The 21,285-nt window shown below is 61.6% G+C and carries 9 protein-coding genes; 6 read left to right on the top strand and 3 right to left on the bottom strand.

Annotated elements, in window-relative coordinates; translation table 11 throughout:
- From VLM75_09810 to VLM75_09820, 3 genes are all read right to left on the bottom strand, one after another.
- A partial coding sequence (locus VLM75_09810; protein ID HSV97218.1) for a hypothetical protein occupies positions 1 to 8,823 on the bottom strand: 8,823 nt, incomplete at its 3' end.
- A 38-nt stretch (positions 8,824 to 8,861) separates the two neighbouring features.
- Positions 8,862 to 9,761: a hypothetical protein gene (locus VLM75_09815; protein ID HSV97219.1), complete on the bottom strand. Its 900-nt coding sequence runs from the start codon at positions 9,759 to 9,761 to the stop codon at positions 8,862 to 8,864.
- A 120-nt stretch (positions 9,762 to 9,881) separates the two neighbouring features.
- Entirely contained in the window at positions 9,882 to 10,373 is a 492-nt protein-coding gene (locus VLM75_09820) for a hypothetical protein (GenBank protein ID HSV97220.1), read from the bottom strand.
- 553 nt (positions 10,374 to 10,926) lie between these two features.
- On the opposite strand from VLM75_09820, the gene VLM75_09825 reads away from it, so the two are divergent.
- The 6 genes from VLM75_09825 to VLM75_09850 are packed head-to-tail and all read left to right on the top strand — an operon-like array spanning position 10,927 to position 21,266.
- Positions 10,927 to 11,580 carry a hypothetical protein gene (locus VLM75_09825; protein ID HSV97221.1) on the top strand — a complete coding sequence of 218 codons (654 nt, stop codon included), beginning with the start codon at positions 10,927 to 10,929 and terminating at the stop codon, positions 11,578 to 11,580.
- Positions 11,577 to 12,152 (top strand): hypothetical protein, encoded by a 576-nt coding sequence (locus VLM75_09830; GenBank protein HSV97222.1) that lies wholly within the window; start codon positions 11,577 to 11,579, stop codon positions 12,150 to 12,152. The genes VLM75_09825 and VLM75_09830 overlap by 4 nt, the downstream gene beginning before the upstream one ends.
- Before the next feature lie 11 nt (positions 12,153 to 12,163).
- Complete coding sequence (locus VLM75_09835; GenBank protein ID HSV97223.1) at positions 12,164 to 13,651, top strand: TolC family protein; 1,488 nt, start codon at positions 12,164 to 12,166, stop codon at positions 13,649 to 13,651.
- Positions 13,635 to 15,092 (top strand): efflux RND transporter periplasmic adaptor subunit, encoded by a 1,458-nt coding sequence (locus tag VLM75_09840; protein HSV97224.1) that lies wholly within the window; start codon positions 13,635 to 13,637, stop codon positions 15,090 to 15,092. The genes VLM75_09835 and VLM75_09840 overlap by 17 nt, the downstream gene beginning before the upstream one ends.
- Positions 15,089 to 18,199, top strand: coding sequence for an efflux RND transporter permease subunit (locus VLM75_09845; protein ID HSV97225.1), 3,111 nt, complete (start codon positions 15,089 to 15,091; stop codon positions 18,197 to 18,199). The genes VLM75_09840 and VLM75_09845 overlap by 4 nt, the downstream gene beginning before the upstream one ends.
- Before the next feature lies 1 nt (position 18,200).
- Positions 18,201 to 21,266 (top strand): efflux RND transporter permease subunit, encoded by a 3,066-nt coding sequence (locus tag VLM75_09850; protein HSV97226.1) that lies wholly within the window; start codon positions 18,201 to 18,203, stop codon positions 21,264 to 21,266.
- Positions 21,267 to 21,285 lie beyond the last annotated feature (19 nt).

A 21,285-nucleotide genomic window follows, 5' to 3' on the forward strand; every position in this document is an offset into this window, starting at 1 on the left:
GTCCATATTGCGCCAGTCGCTGCCGTAACTCGCGCGCGTGCCGCTGGTAAGGCTGTAGCCGGCATCCTCGTTATACCCGAATCCAAAGGTCTGGCTTCCTGTGAGTTTTCCGCTTCCCGAAGACTTCGTGGTATAGTCGGCGTTCCATCCCTTGAAGCCTCCCTTCTTGTCCAGTTGTAAACCCAGCCCTATGGTGCCGTAATCGGTCTTTATTCCGGCATTAACCCCAATGCCGCCCTTCTGGCTGTAGCTTAAACCCAGGTTCAGTCCCGGCATAACCGTGGCGGTCACCTGGCCGCCGAAACCCTCCTTCTCGCTGTACGAAAGCCCGAATCCCGCTCCGGTTTTGGTATTGTACCCGGCCCCCACGTTGTAGCCGCCTTTCTCGCTGTAGCCCACACTGGCGTTCACTCCGACGCTCTTCCCAAAGCTCATCGCTCCGCCGAAACCGCCGTCTTTGGTATAGGAGAGATCGAAACTCATCATGCCGCCCGTATACGCGGAAACGAACGCCGAACCAGCAAGGGACCCAACGTTCATGGCAAGCCCCAGCGTTCCCCCCTGGTCGTATGCCTTGTTGGCGTTGATCGCCGCCTGCATTGCCATATACGCGGCTATCGTGGCGCCTCCGGTAAAGAAGCCGCCGACGACGCAGGCCGCGCCGAGCACCGAATTGGCGATGGCAAAATCGCCCTTCGCGTACCACCCGCTCGCCGCAAGCGCCCGACCTTTCATGTACTCCTCGTACGCCTTCGAGAACTTCGCGCCGAGGCGGTCGGACTCGCTCCTGCTGTGCGTGGTAAAGCTCCCGTCATTGCTAAAGATGCTTTCAATCTCGCGGTTAAGGTTCTCGCTCGCCAGGCGCACGTATACGTCGAGCTCGTCGGCGTCCACGTTCATGTAGCTCGCCGGGTCGGTGAAGTCGATCGTCCCCGAAAGGCCTTTAAGCGGTTTCAGCACCACCTTGTTTGTGGCGTAGTCGGCGTAGTCGGCGAAGCGGATCGTTTTCTTCTTGTCGCCGCTGAAGAGGTTCGACTCCTTCACCACCTCGATCTTCCAGCGCCGCGCCGTCTCCTCGCGCAGAAACGGCGCCGCGAACTGGGCGCGCAGGTCCGTGTCCACGCTTTTGTACACGCTTGCGTTCGCTTCAAGAAGCTGTTTATTGAAGTTGTCGATGATCCCCTGCAGCATGTCGGTCACGCGCAGGTTCTGCATCACGCTCATCCGATCGGCGTAGTCCTTCATTTGCTGCGCGTAGCGCGCCTCGAGCGGACCGCTTAGGTTAAGGTTCAAGAGTCCCGCGAAACCCGCCGTCACGTCGAGCGTGTTCATGGTGTTCGAGAGCACTCCTATGGAGGCCGGCGGCGCGTTCTTCAGTGCGTCGCGCACCAGCGCGTCCGCGTCGAAGCTTAGGTCCACGCCCGCCATGTTCTTGCGCCTGATCCCGTTCATGAAGCCGTCTATCCGCCGCGCCATCTCCCCGGCCGAGAGCGCCGCGATCGCCTCCGCCGAGCCCTTCGCACTCTCAGAACGCCACCCGTCCATCGCCGCGGAGAGTGCCTTCTGCTCGTCCATCCAGGCCGCCTCGCCCGCTGTGATCGATTCGCGCGAGGATATCCGCCAGGCCGTCCACCGGTTTAACAGGCGGTTCTGCTGCGACGTCCAGTCGCGAGCGCCACGGTTCCAGATAAAGCCCACGGTCTCCATCCAGCGGTCCTTGCGCTCGTCGAACTTCGCGCGCTGCTTCGCCCACTGCTCTTCCTGGAACGCGGCGTTCTGCGTTACGAGCTCGCCCATAATGCGCTGCTGTACGGCGCTCCCGTCGGCGCTTCGCACCATCTCCGTCACGATCGTGCGGTAGCCGTCGTAGCTTCGCTGCCGTATTTCGCCGTGGCCCGCGCCGAAGCCGCGCGCCGCCGTCATCATCGAATTATACAGCTCCTCCTCGTCGCGAAGCAGCACCGTTGTGTCGTGCGCGCCGCGTGCGATGCTCGTTTGCACGTAGGCGCGGTAGTCGTCGCGGTAGGTTTCTCGCTTCGTGCGGTAGCTCGCGCGCATCGCGCGCGTCACCGCCTCGAGCGAGTACACGCGGTCGTACACGGTGTGAATCTCCCCGTCGGCAAGCGTCGCGGGGTCGAGCGCCGCGCCGCTCTCGTCCTTCATTCGTACGCTCGCGTCGTCAAGCGCGTAGCTCTCCCCCGTCCTCGTGCCGTCCTGGGCGAGGATATATATCAGTTCGCCCTGTTTCTCGGCGCGCATCGCGTAACCGTCCGCGTCGAAACGCGCCTTTTCCCTTCGTAAACTCTCTATATTCACGCTCTCCGCCGTGCGCTCGTGCGTCGAGGACGTCGTCGCGTCGTACAGGTGGCCGAGGTCCTCCCCGGTCAGGCCGTAGGGCGGGTTTGCGAGCACCTTACGGATGTCCGCGAGCGAGCGCGCGTCGTCGAGGGTGCGGTACGCCGTTTCCTTCTCAACCAGTTTTTGCTTTGCTTCGAGAACGTCGGCAAGGCTATCCCCTATCGTATTCCTGGCTTTTTCGTATAATTTATTGTGTCGAATATATTTTTCATGGCGGTCATTTCGCTTGTCGCGCAGATGGTCACAGCGGACATCGCACTTTTCCACACGGCTGGCGTAGCGCCGGTAATCGTTGTAGTTACTCACCATGAGACGGTATTCACTCACCATCGTGTCGATCGTCGCGTGGTCCAGGCGCTCATGGATAGTCTCGATGTCGGCAAACGCGTCCGGCGCGATCTTCGCCTTCGCCTCGAGCACTCTGGGGTGATTCTCGCCGGCGATGCTCGAGGCGTATGTCGCCTTTAACTTTAGATAGTCGTCGTACAGAATGAAGGCGCCCAGGTACTCATCTATCCGCCCCTCGCCCGTCCCGCTTCCCACGATGTGCCCGAGTATCCGGTCGCGCAGGCGAAGCTCCTCCTCCGTCATCTCGAGCGCCCCGTCCACCGTGCGCTTGTTGAACGCAACGCCGTCTTTCGACGCCGTGTACGCCGAAAGCGCGTCCGCGTACTCCTTCCTCGCCGCCGAGAGCTTCTCCTCCACGAGCGCGTACACCTGGGCCGTGCGCGCGTAGCTTTCAGTCTTGCGCGCGAGGTCCGCGCAAAGCGCCGAGTAGGCCGCGTTGGCGCGAAGTTGTGCGAGCGTCTCCTGGGACTCCTTTTTCGCCCTGACCGCCTCGTACGCCGCACGCGCCTCTTCGTACTGCGCGTTCACTCGGTTGTAGACGTCCAGCGCGTCGGGCGCGGGAAGCTCCGCGTACTCGTTCACGCCGCCGCCCGGCGTGTTTCCGCTGCCCAGGCCCGGGTCGCGCGGGGACGATTCTTTAAGATAAGGCGTGTTCGCGTATTCCCACACGGCGTACGCCTTCTCGAAAGCGAGTTCGCGCTCGCGGTAGAGCGCGTAGCGCGCGGCGGTCGCGTTCATGGCGCGTATATACTCCGCGTTCGCGGCCTCGTAGCCGGCCTGGCGCGCGTCGAGCGCGGTCTTTATCGTACGGTAGGCCTCCTCGGCATTTTTATGCTGCACCGACGCCGCCCCCATGTCCCGCCTCAAATCGTCCGCGTCGCCCCCGAAAAGCCGGTATGTCTTCCCGCGGTCGATTATCCGCTCTTTGTATTTTTCGGTCGCGTATTCCATCGAGGCCAGCTCGCTGGCAAGGCCCGAAAGCGATTCGTTTCCGTACGCGCCGGCGCGGGCGATCACTCCGGAAAGGAGCTCTTCCAGGGCGTTCGCAAACGCGTACTTCCCCTCCGCGTCGCGCGCGTACGTCGCCCCGGTATCGTACATCCCATCGGCTTTGTCAAGAAACTGCGCGATGCCGTACACCCCGTCGGCATTTGAGGGGACGACCTCCGCCCTCCCGACGCCGAAAAGCGTCCTGAGCGCCCCGGCCAGGGCGTTCGACTCTTCCACAACAAGGCTCCCCAGCATGCTTTTGCCGTTGGCCCGGTTTTCGGCTGGCATGTAGTAATACCGGTTTACCTCCCCCGTATCCGCGTCGCGCCCGTCGATAACGTTCGCGCCGTCAACCGCCTCCACGACGATCGTCGCGTTTCCGTCCTTGTCGGTCACCTCTATCATGTAGTTCCGGTAGCTTTCGAAAAGCTCCGGGTTTTCCTTAAGTTTAACGAGCGAACGCGCGTGCGATTCGGTGCGCTCCTTCGCCTCCGCCTCGCGCCGCGCCGCCCCGTAGAGCGCGTCAAACGACGCGGCCATCCCGCCGATCATTTCCTCGGCCATGCCCCCCAGAAGGGCCATATCGGCGGCGATCGAAGCCTCCAGACCGTACACGCCCTCGCCAAACCCGGCGCGAAGCGCGTTACCCGGTCCACCCCGCCCGCAGACATACAGGTACTTCCTGAAACCCTCCAGCCGCGCGTCCGAAAGGCCCGCCAGGTACGCGCCCGTCTCCTGCCCGTACCAGGTGTCGATCCCGCCGAGGCCCTCGATATACGCCATCAGCCGCTCCCGCACCGCCGTGTTAAGGCTCTGCGAACCGTACATCGCATCGACAAAGGAATCAAGCTCTTCCCCGCTTCGCACAAAGCCGCCGCCGGCGAACACTCCGTCGTAGTACTCGTTCGCGGCGACATACCACTGCACGTCCTCGGGAAGATAGGCCGTCGAGCGTATCGTACCCGCCAAAAAACACTCCGCGAAGTCCGCATACGATTCCCCGGCGGGCGCCGGGTTCGTCGCGGCGAATTCCGCCGCCAGGCGCGCCGCATAGGCCGCCTCACTCTCTCCGTCCAGGCGCGCGCCGGCGCCGAGGCGCGCCTCGAAATCGCGGTAGCGCGAGAACTTCTCGAAGAGCGGTTCGCTCCGGTCCGCGAAGCCGCCCGAGGCGAGAACGAGAAAGCGGTCGATCAGCGCGTAGCGCTTCAACTCGTCGTACGCGCCGGCGGCGAGAGTGCGCCCCTCGAGGTGCTCCATAAGCGTCCCCTCGAGGCTCATTTCCGCATACACCCGTTTTTCGTGCAGGATGTCAAGGTACGCCCCAAGCTCGTTCCGTTCGGTCGCGCCGTACCCCCCGGCGCGCGCCTCAATAAACTGCTCCACCGTAAAACCCCCGCCCATGGAGAGAAACTCGCTCCCCAGCGCGCGCTTCTCCATCGCGAAGCGCAGGCCGTCCATGTACACCGCGATTTCCGAAAACCCCGAGAGCGCCGCGTCGGCGCTCTCGGCGAGGTGCGCTTTTACGCCGTCGCCCAGCGACCGGTAATTGTTCGTGATGTACGCGAAAATGTCCCCGTCCGCGGAACCGCCGCCGGAAAGGCGCTCGCCGATGCCGTCGATGAAGGTAAGGACCGCGGACGCAATACCGCTCTCCCTCGTCGCTTCAGCCAGCAGGGCCTGCGGGTTCTCCTCGTCCATGTGCGTGTGCAGGTACAGGTACTCGGCGAGTTTCTCTTTCGCCGCGAGCGCCGAACGGATGATCTCACCGAGCGCGCCCGGAAGCGCCCCGCGCGCGGCATATTTTTCATCAAGGTACTCCGACAGCGCCCCGGCCACGGCGGCGAGCTTTTCGGGATCGAGCGCGTCGATACCTTCCGCCCCTACCACGAAACCCGCCCCGAGTTTCGCGTTGATATAGTTCAGCATCTCGGCCGAAAAGTCCTTTCCGGCAATCGCCGTCTCCCCCCACGGCAACGACCCGGCGTTTTGCGCCGCGAAGGCGTACTTCCCCCGCGCCACATAGTCCCGAAGCGCGATAGCGGGCTCCACGCCCTCGATGTATCCCAGCGCCGCCATGGCGCTCCCGCCGTTGTAATACTCGCGAAGCACCGAGCGCGAGCGCTCATCGCCGCCGTCCGCCGCGGCAATGAGATTAAATGGATCAAACCCGCCGAAATCATTGTATAAATCCCGTATCGACTCGGCCGTCTCTTTTTCATAATCGACGCGCGAAGCGATCGCCTCGCGAAGCGCGCCCGCCGGATTGTCGCGCGCCCAGGCGAATGCCGCATACGCCGTTACGAACGCGCGGTTCTCGCCCCCGTACACGTACACCGTCGAATCGAGCCGCCCGCGAAGGCGCTCCAGGAGATGCGCGTACCCCTCATCGTCCCCGAGCTCGTCAACGCAGCTTCCGATCAGTTCAAAGACGGCATGGTTCAGCTCCGCCGCCGCGGCGTACGCCTCGACGTCGCGTCCGATACCGCCATCCAGATAGGCCGTTATATCAAGATCCTTATCGCGGAGGAGCGCGAATATCCCATCATGCTTTTCATACTCCGCCCGGAGGCGCGCGTGCTCGCCGCGGAAAAAGAGCGAAAGCGCCTCGCGCGCCCCGGCCTTTTCATCACCCGAAGAGTCTTCCCATGCCGCCGCGAGGGCGGCCAGCCTGCCGTATGTTTCGTCGGCCGCGTCGCCCCACACCGCGCTCTTTCGCCCGTCGAGCGCCGCCACCCATGCCGCGAGATTGCCGTCCGTCTCCTCGCCGCCGACGACCGAACCGAAGGCCAGAAAGCTCCCCTTCGCCCCTTCCCGCGCGTAGAGCGCCTCGCCGTACAGCGCCGCGTAGTCCGCCAGGCGCTCCAGCCGCTCGGCCTCACGCGCCTTTATGTAGTACCCGAAACGCTTTTCGGACAGCTCCTTTTCCGTCCTCGCCAGGTTCTCCTCGATCTCGCGAAGCTCCTTCGCCACGAACTCCTCGTCCTCTCCGTTTTCGATCACGATGAGCGCCCGCTGAATGGCGAGCAGCGTCTCGCGCCTGCGCTCCATCGCCGCGCCGGCGACCGAAAGCTCCTTCGACAGATACTCGATGCTGTTGTGGTACGCCTCCCGCGCCCCTGCGTCGTCGTCCGCTGGCCGCGCGCCCTGAATCGCCTTCAGCCGCGCGACGATATCCGCGATGCCTCCCATTTCCGCCTCGTACGCCTCCTTCGCCCCGTCAAGCGCCGAGCGGGCCGCGTCCTTCGCCGCGATCGTCGCCTCCGCGCTCTCGCGGCTGCCTTCGGCGTACGCCTTTACGGCCTCGGCGATCTCGAGCCGGCCGCGCCAGTATTCAAGCTCCTTTTGCGCCAGCGCGTAATCGCGCTCGGGCCCTGTCATCAGGTAGGGGTCGTTCTCCCCGTCCGGGTTCGGCTCGTATTCGCCGTTCGCGTTCACCAGAAAGCCCGGGCCGTACTCTCCCCAGCCCACCATGTTCCGCTCGTGCATGTAGCGCTCGGCCTCTTCCACGGTCTCCTTGAACGCGTCGCGGATATCCCGCCAGCGAACGAGCTCGGTATGATAATAGTAATATGAGGATTTCAGCCGCGCGTCGCTATCCTCCATCATCGTGTTCGTCCAGACGAAATCATCGAGCGTCCAGGTAAACCATACCGAAGAACTCCAGATAATTTTGACCCGGTAGCGCTCACGATACGTCCCATCCCCGTCCATGGACGCGTCGAGGAATGCAAGGGTCACATTCGCGGCTTCGCCCAGCCACGCGGAATATGCCGCAAACACCGCGTCTATCCTGCCGTCCGTATCCCTGTTGATTGCGTCTTTAACCGCGTCATTATACTCTTTGATCGCGTAATCATTTTCGTATTTCTCGCACATCTTCTCGAGCCACGCCACGCTCTCGACCGCCTCGCCGTAGGTCTTCGAGCCCGAGCCCGCCATGTCCACCAGCCCCAGCGAATGGTCCTCCCACTGCCGGTTCAGCGTCTCGATATACTGCCCGAAGTCGCTTCGCGCACTTTCTAAATTTGCCGAAAGCGCGTGCTCCTCCTCGGCCCAGCGCCCGAGGCCATCGTCGATCTCGGAGGCGATGCCGCTGCGCCACGCCTCCCTGGCACGGTATATCCCGTCGTACGCGCGCGCCCACTTCGCGTTCCCCGCGTCGAAGGCCTCCTCCGCCGCGCTCTTCCACGAGAGCATCGTGCGGTAGAGCTCCTCCTGGGCCATCTTCCAACGCCCCAGCCCCCGCGCCACCAGGCGCTCGAGCTCGGCCTTCCAGTTCTCGCCCAGCGCCGAAAAGTCGATCCCCTCGTCCCCGGGCGCGACCCCGCCCGGCTTCTTTAAAATCGCCTCCTCGTCGACGCGAATGGCCTCCTCCGTCTCGCGCACGATGCGCGCGGCGATTGCGTCGGCGCTCGCCTCCTCGCTCGCTCGCCTCAGCGAATCCGTATCGAGGTAGCGGTCGGTTATATAGGCGTTCCGCGCGCGGTACACAAGGCCGCCCCATTCCAGGTCGAACCGCCCCCGGATTTCCTTCTCCATCCGCGCTATCTCACGTTCGTACTCCCCGCGCGCCACGCCCTCGAGCGACGCCCCCGCCAGGCGCGCGCGCTCGAGCTTTTCCTCAAACGCGCTCTCCCAGGCGGCCGTAACCGCACCGCTCCCTCCGTCGACCGTCTCGTCCCACGCGCCGAGCTCGGCCGCCCCTTCCGCCTCCTCCAGAAGCCTCCGAAGCTCGCCCCGGTCGAAGTCCGCATATAATAAATCCTGCCGCGCGGCGAACCACGCGCCCGCGGCCTTTGCCGCCTCCGCGCTCATGCCGCGCTCCCAGCTCTCGAATGCCGCGCTCCTCGAGCGTGCAAGCTCGGTCTCCAGGTTCCCGGAATCCTCTTTTTCCTTAAGGGCCCTCGCGATCGCCGCGTCGGCCTCGCGCTCCCACGCCGCCGCAAGCGCCTCCTTCCCGGAGTCGAGGATCCGCTCAAACTCCTCGCGCGACGAGGCGTCCTTCGCCTCGTCGAGGTAGCGCTCCAGGCGCGGCCGGTCGTCCTCGTGCGTGCGGAAGCGCACCTGGCCACTCCCCCCCTCTTTCGAAAAAGGCGACAGCACGAACGCGCCAACCAGCAGCATCATTAACCCCGAAGACATACCGGCGCGAAATCGATTGCGCTTCATACTGATACCTCGCAGAATTTCGAAGTGAGGGGCGCGCAGGGAAGTGATGGTGCGGCGATTATTTGTATGGGTATGGAAGCAGGCCGCGGATGGACGTCCCCCTTCATGGTCGTAACGCCGCGGAACATCCGAACCGGCGCACTCCCGGGCATGGCAACGCCCGGGTGGTTTTTAGGTTCTTTAAAAATTCGGGGGCTGATGGATACATTCGCGCGGGCGGACGCACGCGCAAGGGGCGGGACGGTTAACCACGCAGTAAACTCCCACGGAAGGTCCTCCCACCGGTACAGATACAACCGCCAGTAATTTACCTTGGCGCTGTCGCACCGGTAGTCGCGTATATTGATGTTCGCCGCGAGAAAGCGCGGCGGACGCGGTGTCGACGATATCCATCTCGAAGCGTCCCGTTTTCCATACGATTTACCACCCGGCGCCGCCACCGCCGGGAACGCGCTTCCCCAGCGCGCCTCACCTCCACCGGGTGCCGCCTCCAGACCGCACGGAACCGCCCCTGCGACGGCGATCGGCATATCCGCTCCGCAGAGCTCACGCTCGATCGTGCCGAGCGGGGCGATGTCGGCCGTCCCCGCGTTTACGAGCACCGCGCGCAGGTACGCGGCGGCAAGGCCCGTGCGAAGGCCAGATTCGAGCGCGGCGCGGGCAAAGCGGCGCGCGGCCCTCAGTTCGGCGAAGGCCCGGTCGTCCGAGCGGGCGTCAAGCAACAGGACTCCCCGGTGCGCGGATGTCACGCTTTCGATCACGCGCTCCCCGTGAATGCGCTGCAGGGCCGCCCGCTCCCATCCGGCAATTACCGCTTCGCCATGCGAGGCCGCGCCCGCCGAGGGAACGGCGGGCAGCGCGAAAAGAAAGCATATAATAAATAATTTGCTATACATTCATTTGACTACTGTTTTGTAATTGTGACGGTGTAATCGTATTAGGCGGTTGTCCAGAAACCTCCTTGAACGCAGTATACGCGTCGGACCTCGCCACCACTCAATATAGAGAATGAACCATCATTCGACTTTACCGGTGACAACTATGTCCATCTCTCCAACCTTCGGAAAAATGACTTTGGTTGGCAGTTCCCCTTCCGGAAACACGTATACAATGGTTCGGTGTATAACTTCCTGAGGCTTGATGAGGGGATTGTGCCGCTGGGATGGACTTGCAAAATTAAAGAAGTTACCTACTTCAATGAAGACAGCCGCGCCCTGACTGTTTTCATTTTTTAATACGATATCATACAATTCGTAGTGTAATGGCTGCACTGAAGCGTTCTTTATCTTTGTCCTCAGCCATATGAGATGTTTCCCGGCTTTCGGGGTAAGATACCCCTTTGCCTGTTGAATTCGGTCGGGCCCGTCAGTAATGGATTCAACCGCTATCTCGATCGAATCATTGCGCACCCTCGCGTCTTTTATCAGAACCTTCGACGTCTCGCAGCCCGCCGCGGCAAGGGACAACACTACAACGAGAGCACCCCATCCGACTTTTCGCACGCCCATGACTCATTACCCCACTTTCACCATCAGACCTGTTGTGTAACCGGAAAAGAGAGCCTCTTCCATCACGCCAGCGGCGGGAGGAAGGCCGGCCACTCCTCGGTTTCACAACAGCACTGTCGATTCCGACATTTCTTTTTTCGTCGGCACAACTGGGGCGCGCAAAACTGCATGCCACATAACGATCAATTCGAAAAAAGTCAAGCGCTATTGCATATACCATGATAAAAATATTAAAAAAATATCTCTGCATAGAACAGAAAGGCTTCACACACCATCACGCAAAAAGAGAGCGATACGCTCTCCTTCTATAATATGATTACTACATAAAAACAATGATTATAAAGAAAGAAATCAAATGAATCTTGTTCATATAGTGAGTATAATTCATATCTATTACGCATAACTATAAAAAACTTTTACCATTTTCCCTTCCTCAAACGTATTAATAGTAACCGACCCTTCATGGACTGGCATTTGTTGAAGCGACGCCGATTTTGAAACGCCCATTCGACTGTTGCGGATGCAATCTTATCGTTCAGAGGAACGTCTTTCAATGACCAGAACCCACCTGTTCACTATTCTCTGTGCGCACGCCGCGATTATTCTGCTTTCGTGCGGAGGCGACACCGACAGGGCGCTCCGATCCTACATCGCGGGCAAGGAAGCGTTCGCGAAGAGGGAGCTTGGAACGGCCCGTGAACGCTTTGTAGAAGCGGTCAGGCTTGATGAATCACTCCACAACGCCCGCCTGATGCTCGCCAAAGTGAATTACTATGAAAAAAACTTCGACGCGGCCCTTGTCGAAGTCGATCGCATACTGAAAAAAGACGACGACCATATCGGGGCCCTCTACTGGAAGGCGCGTATACAGGTGGTACGTCCCGCCGAAAAATCCGCCGATGTCGGGGCGATGGCGCTTTTATCCCGCGTGCTCGAGCTCGACGCCCATCACCTCCCCGCGCGTTCGCTTCTCGCGCTCCTCTACGAAAAAAACGAGAAATACCGTGAGGCGCTCAACGAGTACCTCGTCATCCTTGCCGAGGAGGAATCCCTCATTGACGCCCGCGCCAACCTGGGCGTCCTCTACAGCCGCCTCGGCCTCAAGGCAAAGGCACTGGAGGAGCTCGACAGGGCCATTTCAATATCACGGGCGAGCGGGCGAAGCGACACGCGCCTCACCTCGCTGAGAAAGGAGATCGCCGAATGAAACGTCCGATGCTCTTCGCCGTTTTTATCCAGATACTGTCGTGCGCCACGATGGACCTGCATTTCCGCGAGAACGCCCTCAAAAACAGGCCTGGCGCCATACTCATCGGCCATCTCGAAAGCAGGACCGTCACCTACCGCCCCTACGCCGCGGCCAACCTCAGGGATTCGCTCCGCTTCGAGTTTTTCAGCCGCGGTTTCCGTTCCGAGCTCGCGGAAAACGACGGACCCGCGCCCCGGGAAAACGCTCCCTCCGGCGCGATGGAGAGCCCCGATCCGGATACAACGCGAAAAAAGAGACAGGCCGTCGGCGTGCCGAGTCGCGAGGCCGTCGCCGCGCTCTGCACGCGGCATTCGGCCGACATATTCATCGGCGGTTCGTTTTCCGAATCCGGGACCGGCGACTACGCCGATACCGAAACCAGCACCCTGGTCACCCTGCTCGTATACGAGCGCACGGGTGAAAAAATAGGGGAAGTCCGGTATCTCTTAAACGATACGATGGCCGACGCCTCCGTCGCGAAAACAGTGGCGGAAAAACTCGCCGGCGCGATAATAGCCCGATTCCCGTGAAACGGCCACCCATGCGCGTACCCGGCCGCATCGTACAACGCCTCGTCTTCGCGCTCTGCGTACATCTCGCGCTCTTCGCCAACGCGGCTCACGGCGCGGCGGAGCCCTCCGGCGACGGCCGCACGCAGGACGCCGAAACTCTCCGGCTCGACCTCGAGTCGTCGCTCGGCATCGCCATCACCGGCAATACCGAGCTCAGGGCGATACACGCCGGCAAACAGATCTACGATCTCACGGTAATGGAGCGCCTGCGCGATTATTTTCCGTCGCTTTCGCTCTCCTACGCGGATAACAGGGAGGTGGCCAGGCGCGAGGCCGATTCCCGGTATCGCAAACTGGGAGTCGAGGCGAGCCTCGACATCTACGACGGCGGCCGGAAAGGGCTGGCGTACGACATCGCCAGGCTCAGGGGAATCCTGGCGCGTAACGATTACCGCATAGCGCTTAACAGGCTCGTCGCCGAAACGCTCAGATCGTACCTCGAGCTCATCCAGTTCAAGGGCACCATCGAAATCCACCGCAAAACCCTCGAGCAGGGGATGGTCCAGCTTGCCCTGATCCGCAAGGAGCTCGAGCTCGGCGAGGCGACGAGGTTCAACGTCCTCGAAATCGAGGCCAAGGCAAAAGAGATCGAACTCAACCTAAAAAAAGCCGTCGACAACTTCGAAATCGCGCGCAACCGGTTTAAAATCCTGCTCAGGCTCGACTGGAGGCGACCCATCGAGATTCTGGGAGACGTCGAAAACGATTTTACGCTGTACGGACCCGACGGCGGCCGTTCCATCGACGAGTGCGTGGCCCTCGCCGTCCGCAACCGTAAGGAGGTCGAAAGCGCCGACGTGGAGCACTCCGTAAACTCCAAGAGCCATCGCATAAACCGGCTGTATTTCTTTCCGCGCTTCTCGCTGGGCGCGGGCTACTCGCTATCGGACCCGGACGGCTCGTCCGAGCGGTTCGTCCCCCGCGAGAAGGGATGGAACCTCAGCCTGCAGGTAACGAGCGCCCTGTGGGGAAGCACCGCCTCGGGGAGCCTCGGCCTGGGCGAGAGCGAGAACGCCAATACCAGAAGCAGGTCCGCGAGCGCCTCGGCAAACGTACTCAACGCCATGGACTACAAGCGCGCCATCGTGGAAAGCGGGATACAGGTCGACACGTCGAAAGAGAACCGCCGATCGCTCAGGCAGCAGGTGTCGATCGAGGTTCTTTCATCGTACATGGCGCTTGAGAACGCCTGGGAGATGATGGACATCGCCGACAAACAGCTCGCCCTGTACGACGCCCAGCTCAAAATCGAGCGCCTGAAAGCCAACATGGGCGAATCGAAACGATACGATCTCATGAAAAAGGAAATCGAACGGGGCGAGGCCGCGGTCGCCCTCCTCGAGTCGCGCGTACGCTATCTGACCAACGCCTCCACCCTGGAGCTTGCGATGGGCGTCGATATAGGCTTCCTGAAATTATCGAAGTACAGGAGTACGACCAATGTTGAAGATCCTTGAACGAATTTCCGCCGCCGGGCTTTATAGATCCCGAATCGCGCGGATCGTTGCACTCGTTCTCCTCGCGGCGATATCCGCCTCGGCGCTGGTAGAGTTCCTCTCCGGCGGCGCGGGCTCCACCACCGGGAGCGCGCCCTTCGACCCCGACAGACCCCGGTCCGACGACTCGACAGTCGAAACCTGCACCGTAGAGCGCAGGGAATTCACCGAATCGATCGATATCCTCGGCCAGATCGTCTTTCGCGAGAAGATCAACATCTCCTCGAAGGTCTCCGGAAGGCTCAGCCGTATTTACCACCACGAGGGTGACCGGGTGCGCATCGGCCAGCTCATCGCCGAGATCGAGCGCCTCCCTTTCGAAATCACCCTGAGCCAGCAGCGCTCGGAGCTCGAGATCGCCCGGCGCGCGCACGACCTCGCCATGGCGAAATACGAAAACGCGCTGAAGGGGATCGAGATCAGGCAGAAGTCCATCCAGAAGGCCGGGGCCGAACTGAACGACAAACTGGCCACCTATCAGAACATGGACCGCATATTGAAAAACAAGACCGTACTGTACGATGCCGGGGGCCTGAGCGAAAGCGAGCTCAAGAATCTTCGTACTCAGCATACCACCGCGTACACGGCCTATCAGCTCGCAAAATCCGACCTCGAAATCCAGCAGGTGGGCTACCGCGACGAGGACATCGTCGCCGAGGGATTGAAACTCCCATCGTCCGAGAAGGACAAGATGGAGCTCTTCAAACGGATAAACACCAAGATCGAGCGCGCCGAGGTCGAATCCGCCCGGTCGCGCATCTCTCAGGCCGAGAACAATATACGATCGACCGAAATACTGATTAAAGAAACATACATCCGGTCACCGATCGACGGGCTTGTCGCCGCCAGATCCATGGAAGCCGGCGAGATGATAAAACCCGAATCGATCATAGCCACGCTTATCAACATCGCGGGAGTGTACCTCGCCATGAACGTCAACGAGAAGGATATCAGAAGGATAAAGACCGGCCAGACCGTCGCCTTCATGGTCGACGCGTACGGGGACGAAGCGTTCAGGGCGACCATCCGGCGCGTAACGCCGGTACTCGACATGAAAACGCGGACGGTGGAAATCAAGGCCGAGCTGCCAAATCCCGGCTACCGTCTCCTTCCGGGGATGTTCGCGCGCGCCCGAATCTCGACCGGCGCTCCGGAAAAGAGAATAATGGCTCCGCTCTCCGCGTTCGTCAGGAGCGAAGACGCCTCGGGCGAGGTATACCTCGTCAGGAAAGATATCGTTTTCAGGCAGAAGGTGCGCACCGGCCGAGAATCCGACGGCATGGTCGAAATCCTCGGCGGCCTCCATGAGAACGACATCATCGTCTCCAAAGGCGTCAGCGCGGTATACGAGGGAATGAAACTGCCGTCGGGTGCCGGCCCGAAAAGCCCGCAAACAAAATGATCGAGTTTTTTTTAAGAAAAAGGATAACCACCCTCATGGTCTACTGCGGGGTGTGCCTGCTCGGGGTCATATCCGTGCGGCGATTGCCGGTGCAGCTTCTTCCGGACATCGAATTCCCGAAACTCACGGTGGTCACCCCGTACGAGAACGCGGCCCCGGCGGAGATCGAACAGCTCGTTACCCGCTACATCGAGGAGGCGGCAAGCTCGGTAAACGGGGTGGTGTCGATTTATTCGGAATCCATGGAGGGCCTGAGTCTCGTCACGGCCCGGTTCGGGTGGGGAACAAACATGGACCTCGCCCTTATCGAAACCAAGGAAAAGGCGGACATCGTCAAGGGGCAGCTCCCCCAGGACGCCGGCAAATCAATCGTGGTCAAGTTCGACCCGAAGGCCGACCCCGTGATGATCTATTCGATCACCTCCACCCGGCTCGACTTTCGGCAAATTAGGAAAAGGGTCGAAAAGGAACTGCTCCCGTTCCTGGAGCGGACGGAGGGTGTAGCGCTCGTCGACATCAACGGCGGCCACCGCCGCCAGATCAACGTCGATCTCGACGCGGCCAGGATATTCGCCCACACCCTGTCCCTCTCCGAGGTCCTCGAAAACATTGACGCGTCCAACCACAACTTCCCGGCGGGAAACATCGAAATGGGCGACCGCGAGTACCTGGTGCGGACCCTTGGCGAATTCGGCAATCTCCGCGAGATCGGCGCCGTCGCGGTGGGTAAAAACGAGGCCGGCACGCCGGTATACCTCGCCGATATCGCCGAAATAACCGACGGTTTCAGGGACCGCAAGTGCGTCATCCGGACCAACGGGGAGGAGGCGGTCGGCCTTCTTATACGGAAAGAGCCGGGGAAAAACACCATCGAGACCTGCGACCGTGTGAAAGAGAAAATCGACTTCCTCCGAAAGCGACACGGAAACGAATTCGGCATCGACCTCGTGTACGACCAGTCCGAATTCATCCGCGGCTCGATCGACAGCGTGGTCCGCTCGGCGGTTTTCGGCGCCCTGATCGCGTTCGTTTTACTCTGGTTTTTTTTAAAGGAAACCCGCTCGTCCCTCATCATCGCGACCAGCATACCCATTTCGGTGCTTGCGACCTTCATCCTCATGTATTTCAGCGGGATTTCACTCAATGCCGTTTCCCTTGGCGGCCTGGCGCTGGGCGTCGGCATGATGGTGGACGCCGGCATAGTCGTCCTCGACTCCATCGCGGCCAAACGAACCGCGCGCGATGGAGTGCGTTCGTCAAAGCACGACCCGATCCTCCCCGTCCTGAACGGCGTCAACGAGGTCAAGGCTCCCGTTATCGCATCGATTCTCACCTCTATCGTCGTATTTCTGCCGATCCTGTTTCTTTCCGGCGTCGCCGGCGCGGTTTTCAGGGACCTCGCGCTTACCGTGTCATTCGCCCTGATCTGCTCCTTGCTCTCCGCATTCACCCTTATCCCCATGCTCTCGACCCTCGTTGCAAGCGATCGCGCGCGTACGCTTCTTTCGTTCCGGCGGATGCGCCCGATCGAAAAAGCCGCTTTCGCGGCCTCCGACAGGGCCATGGACATCATCACTCGCTTTTATAATCGGGTGATACGGTACGCGATTCTTAATCGCCGAAAGGTACTCGGCGCGGGGGCCGCGCTGTGCGCCGTCGGCGGGATGCTCTTCATATTCATCCCCACCGAGCTCATGCCCGCCATCGACCCGGGCGAGTTCACCCTGGAGATCACGACCCCCAAAGGCACGCCCCTTGAGGAAACGGCCGCGCTGTCCGCGGCGGTCGAGCGGCTGCTGTTGGCCAAACCGTACACGCGTTTCGTCTATTCGAAAATAGGCTCGGACCCCGAGGACAACATCACCGAACGGATCTCCGGCAAAAAGTCAAACGCCGCGTCGATCAGGGTCATCCTGAAACGGGAGGGGCGCGCGAACATCCGTGCGATTATCGGATCGCTCAAAAAGGAGATACGCCTCGGCGAACGCGTCCGGACGGACTACCGGATCAGCGAAGACGTCGTCGCCTCCCTGCTGGGAAGCCCGTCAAAGCCGCTTTCGATCGAGCTCTACGGCAGACAGGCGGACGAACTCGCCCGGCTGGGTAAGGTCATAATCGCCGGAATCCGCTCCCTCGACGGCGTTTCGAATGCCGGCTCATCCCTCGACGAGGGCGACCCCGAACTGCGCATCCGTATCGACCGCGATCTTGCCGCCTCGCTCGGCCTGGGCATCGCCGCCATCGCGTCCACGGTCCGCGCGGCCATCACCGGCGAGGTGGCCACCCGCTACCGGGAGAAAGACGACGAGATCGACCTGCGGGTGCGGCTGCGCCCTGCCGACCGCACGGGCAGAGACTCGCTCTATAAAATCCTCGTCAAAACCGACGGCGGCGCGTCCGTCCCGCTCGCCAAAGTCATCGAGCTGGACGAGGGCATGGGGATGGGAAAGATCCTTCGAAGCGAACAGAGCCCCGTCAACCTGATTACCGCCGACATCGAGGGCGACCGCACAACGACGCGCGCGCGGGCCGAACGGCTGCTCCGCACGATTTCGCTCCCCGCGGGCTACGAGGCGAAAATGGCCGGGGGCATAAGCGAGATCAGCGACTCCTCGCTCGAGATGCTCTTCGCCCTCCTCCTCGCCGTCGTCCTGGTCTACATGGTGCTCGCCTCGCAGTTCCAGTCGCTTGGCAAACCCCTCATCGTGATGCTCGCCGTCCCCGTGGCCGCCATAGGGGTTTCGGGCCTGCTCCTCGTTACCGGGAAAACGCTCAACATCAATTCGGGTATCGGGATGATTCTCCTCGCCGGCACCGTGGTCAACAATGCCATCGTCCTCCTCGATTTCATCGAACACGAAGAGCGCCTCGGAGCGAAGCTTGCCGACGCCATCGCCGCCGCCGGCAGTAAACGTATCAAGCCGATTCTTCTCACCACGGGCACCACCGTCTTCGCCATGCTTCCCATAGCGCTCGGCATCGGCGAGGGCGCGGAGCTCCAGCAGCCCATGGCCATAGCCGTCGTCGGCGGGCTCACCATATCGACGGCGCTCACGCTCGTTTTCATTCCCACCGTCGTATATCTTTTCGATCGCGGAAAATCCTGAGATGCGCTACTTCATCGAAAACCACATCACCGCCTTCATGCTCTTCGCGGGAATTTTAATCTTCGGCCTCATCGGCCTCTCGCGATTGCCCGTGGCGCTCATGCCGCAGACCGTGTACCCGGGCATATCGGTGATCATCGAGTATCCCGGCATCTCCCCGGAGAAGATCGAGACGATCATAACCAGGCCCGTCGAAAAGATCGCAAAGACCGTCGCGGGGATAGAAAAAATCGAATCGGTCTCGGAGGAGGGGAAGGCACGGATCAACGTCACGTTCGGGATGGACGTCGACGTCAAAATCGCCGCGCTCCACATCCGCGAGAAGATCGGCCTCATTCGGGCCGATTTCCCGCGTTCGGTCCAGGAGCCCGTAATTCTAAGATACGACCCGTCCGACCGCCCCGTCGTCATCGCGACGGTCGAGGTGCCGGGAAAGCCGCTTTCCGAAACGCGCGAGTTCGCCGAAAACCGGCTCAAGCGGCGCCTTCAGCGCATCGACGGCGTTTCGGAGATCACCGTAGCCGGCGGGCTCCGGCGCGAGATCCATATCAACGTCGACCGCGGCGCACTCGAGGCGCGCTCACTCTCGTTCGCCGGGATCGCCGCGTCCGTTCGCGACTCCAACGTCTCGCTTTCGGGAGGACTGCTTCCCTGCGCCGACGGCGAGTACCAGGTGCTCGCGCCCTTCCGGCTTGCGGACGTCGCCGGGATCGCCCGCGTCGCGCTCCCCCTCGGGGGCGACGGGGGACCGCTGGTCCGCGTCGGCGACATCGCCGAGGTCCTCGACTCGTTCCGGGAGCGCGAGGACATATCGCGCCACAACGGCGGCGAGAAAGTGACCCTGTACGTCCAGAAGGCGGGCGGCGCCAACACGCTCGACGTGTGCGAGGCCGTGCTCGCCCTTTTAGCCGCGGAGAAATCGGTAAAAACCGAAATACTCTACAACCAGGGGCGGTACATACGCGCGGCGGTGAACAACATCGTCGTTTCATGCCTTTGGGGGATGGCGATTGTCGTGCTGGTCGTATGCGTTTTTTTCAGAAGACGGCTGACCGTGTTCGCGATCGCCCTTTCCATTCCGTTTTCGGTCATCGCGGTGTTCGCCTGCATGTACTTCGCGCGCGTCGACCTCAACGTGATGAGCCTCAGCGGCCTCGCCCTGGGAAGCGGCATGGTCGTGGACAACTGCATCATCCTTACGGAGTCGATCATCTCGCGGAAAAAGATGGACCGCCGCTCGATTTACGAGGGCGCCGTCGCGATCAGGAAGGCCGTCGTTTCTTCCACGGCGACCACCATCATCGTCTTCCTGCCGGTCGCCTTCGGCGGCGCGCAGGCCAGGCTCATGTACGGGGGCATGGCCTTCACGATCTCGGCGGCGCTCGTCGTGTCGCTCGCCGTCTCGCTCATCCTCGTGCCGGCAGTCTACGCGGCCGCGGCCGGCTCCACCTTCACGGGCCCGGCGATTCCCAATTTCATCGCCGAAAAGGCGGCACGCTTCAATACCACCCTCCTTCGCGCCGCGGACCGGTTCGAAGGCGCACTCCACGGTCTCTATATCAGGATGATCGAGTACGGTTTTTCAAACATCCGTTCGCTGTTCACGGCGCTCGGCGTTCTCTGCGTTGCGGCCCTTCTCCTTTTTCCGTTCATTAAAAGCGACTACGCCGATCCGGGCGGTACGGGCGATTTTTACGTCTACCTCGAATTTCCGACCGGCACCACGCTCGGCCGCACCGACGAGCTGGTCGCGCTGGCCGAGGCGCGGATACAGGCCACAAACGCCGCCGGCAAGATTACGACAAAGGTCGAGAAATGGCGCGGCACCGTCGCCGTGTCGCTCAAAGACTCGATCGGGCGCGGACACGCTCGCGAAAAAATAAAGGACGCCATCAAGGCGGATCTGGGCGCGCTCCTCCGTCCGCACGGCGCGTTCGCCTTTCTCTCCGAGGCCGACGAGATCGCTGCGCGCGAGCTGGGTCTTGCGATCATCGGCGACGACAACGAGACGCTCCGATCGCTCGCGAAGCGCGCCGCCGGCGCGATAGGCGCCATACCCGGCATCGAGGAGTGCGTGCTGCGCTTCCGCGAGGGAAAACCCGCCTACACCCTCCGCTTCGACCGGGCGAAGGCGGACATGTCCGCCGTAAACGCTCGCTCGCTCGCCGACTTTTTCCACGGCGCCCTCCACGGCCCGGTGATCACCAAGCTCCTTTCCGAAGACGGCGAGCTCGATGTCCGCATGCGCTTTCCCGGCCGCCAGCGCCGCGACATCGGCGAAGTGTTGAACTATTCGCTGCCTGGCGCCTCCGGCTCGCTTGTCCCGGCGCGCGAGCTCGTTACGCTCGGGGAAACGGTCGAGCCCACCAGGATCTGGCGCCAGAACGGCCGGCGCTGTGTCTACCTCACCGCGAAAATCGGCCGGCTCTCGTACGAGGAGGCGGAGCGTTCAATCACCGCGGCCCTTAAAACCGTGGCCTTCCCGCCCGAATACGGCTACGAATACGACCAAACCGTCGGGCGGTTCAAGCAGGGCAAAAAGGACATGGCCGTACTCGTTCTCCTCTCGGTCCTCTTCGTCTACATGGTGCTCGCCTCTCTCTTCGAGTCGCTTGTGCTCCCGCTCGTCATCATGACCACCGTTCCCCTGGCGGCCGCCGGGGTGGTCCCGATACTCTTCCTTACCGGCACCCCGTTCAGCTTGCCGGTGTATATCGGGCTCATCATCCTCGTCGGGATCGTGGTCAACAACGGCATCGTCCTCGTGGACGGAGTGAGGGCCGGTATCGACGGCGCGCTTTTCGGCGGCAGGAGCGCCCTTATCGCATACATAAAGGAGCGCAGCGCCGGCCGGTTCAGGCCGGTCGTCAGCACGGCGCTCACCACCGTCATGGGGCTCTTTCCGGCCCTCGTCAACGTCGGGGAGGGCTCCGGTCTCTGGCGGCCACTCGCTCTTACGGTCATAAGCGGGCTCACCCTCGCGACCGTGCTCACGCTCGTCGTGGTGCCTCTCGTTTGCTTTTTGATATACGTTCCCCGCGGGGGAAAAACCATATCGTTCGCATGAAATGCGAAAGGAGGGTCCG

It is taken from the genome of Spirochaetota bacterium (assembly GCA_035477215.1).
Classification (GTDB): domain Bacteria; phylum Spirochaetota; class UBA4802; order UBA4802; family UBA5368; genus MVZN01.

Excerpts from the sequence above, each read along its gene's own strand:
- VLM75_09850 (HSV97226.1), top strand. The coding sequence starts at position 18,201 with ATGCGCTACTTCATCGAAAACCACATCACCGCCTTCATGCTCTTCGCG.
- VLM75_09830 (HSV97222.1), top strand. The coding sequence starts at position 11,577 with ATGAAACGTCCGATGCTCTTCGCCGTTTTTATCCAGATACTGTCGTGC.
- VLM75_09840 (HSV97224.1), top strand. The coding sequence starts at position 13,635 with ATGTTGAAGATCCTTGAACGAATTTCCGCCGCCGGGCTTTATAGATCC.
- VLM75_09815 (HSV97219.1), bottom strand. The coding sequence starts at position 9,761 with ATGTATAGCAAATTATTTATTATATGCTTTCTTTTCGCGCTGCCCGCC.
- VLM75_09835 (HSV97223.1), top strand. The coding sequence starts at position 12,164 with ATGCGCGTACCCGGCCGCATCGTACAACGCCTCGTCTTCGCGCTCTGC.
- VLM75_09825 (HSV97221.1), top strand. The coding sequence starts at position 10,927 with ATGACCAGAACCCACCTGTTCACTATTCTCTGTGCGCACGCCGCGATT.
- VLM75_09845 (HSV97225.1), top strand. The coding sequence starts at position 15,089 with ATGATCGAGTTTTTTTTAAGAAAAAGGATAACCACCCTCATGGTCTAC.
- VLM75_09820 (HSV97220.1), bottom strand. The coding sequence starts at position 10,373 with ATGGGCGTGCGAAAAGTCGGATGGGGTGCTCTCGTTGTAGTGTTGTCC.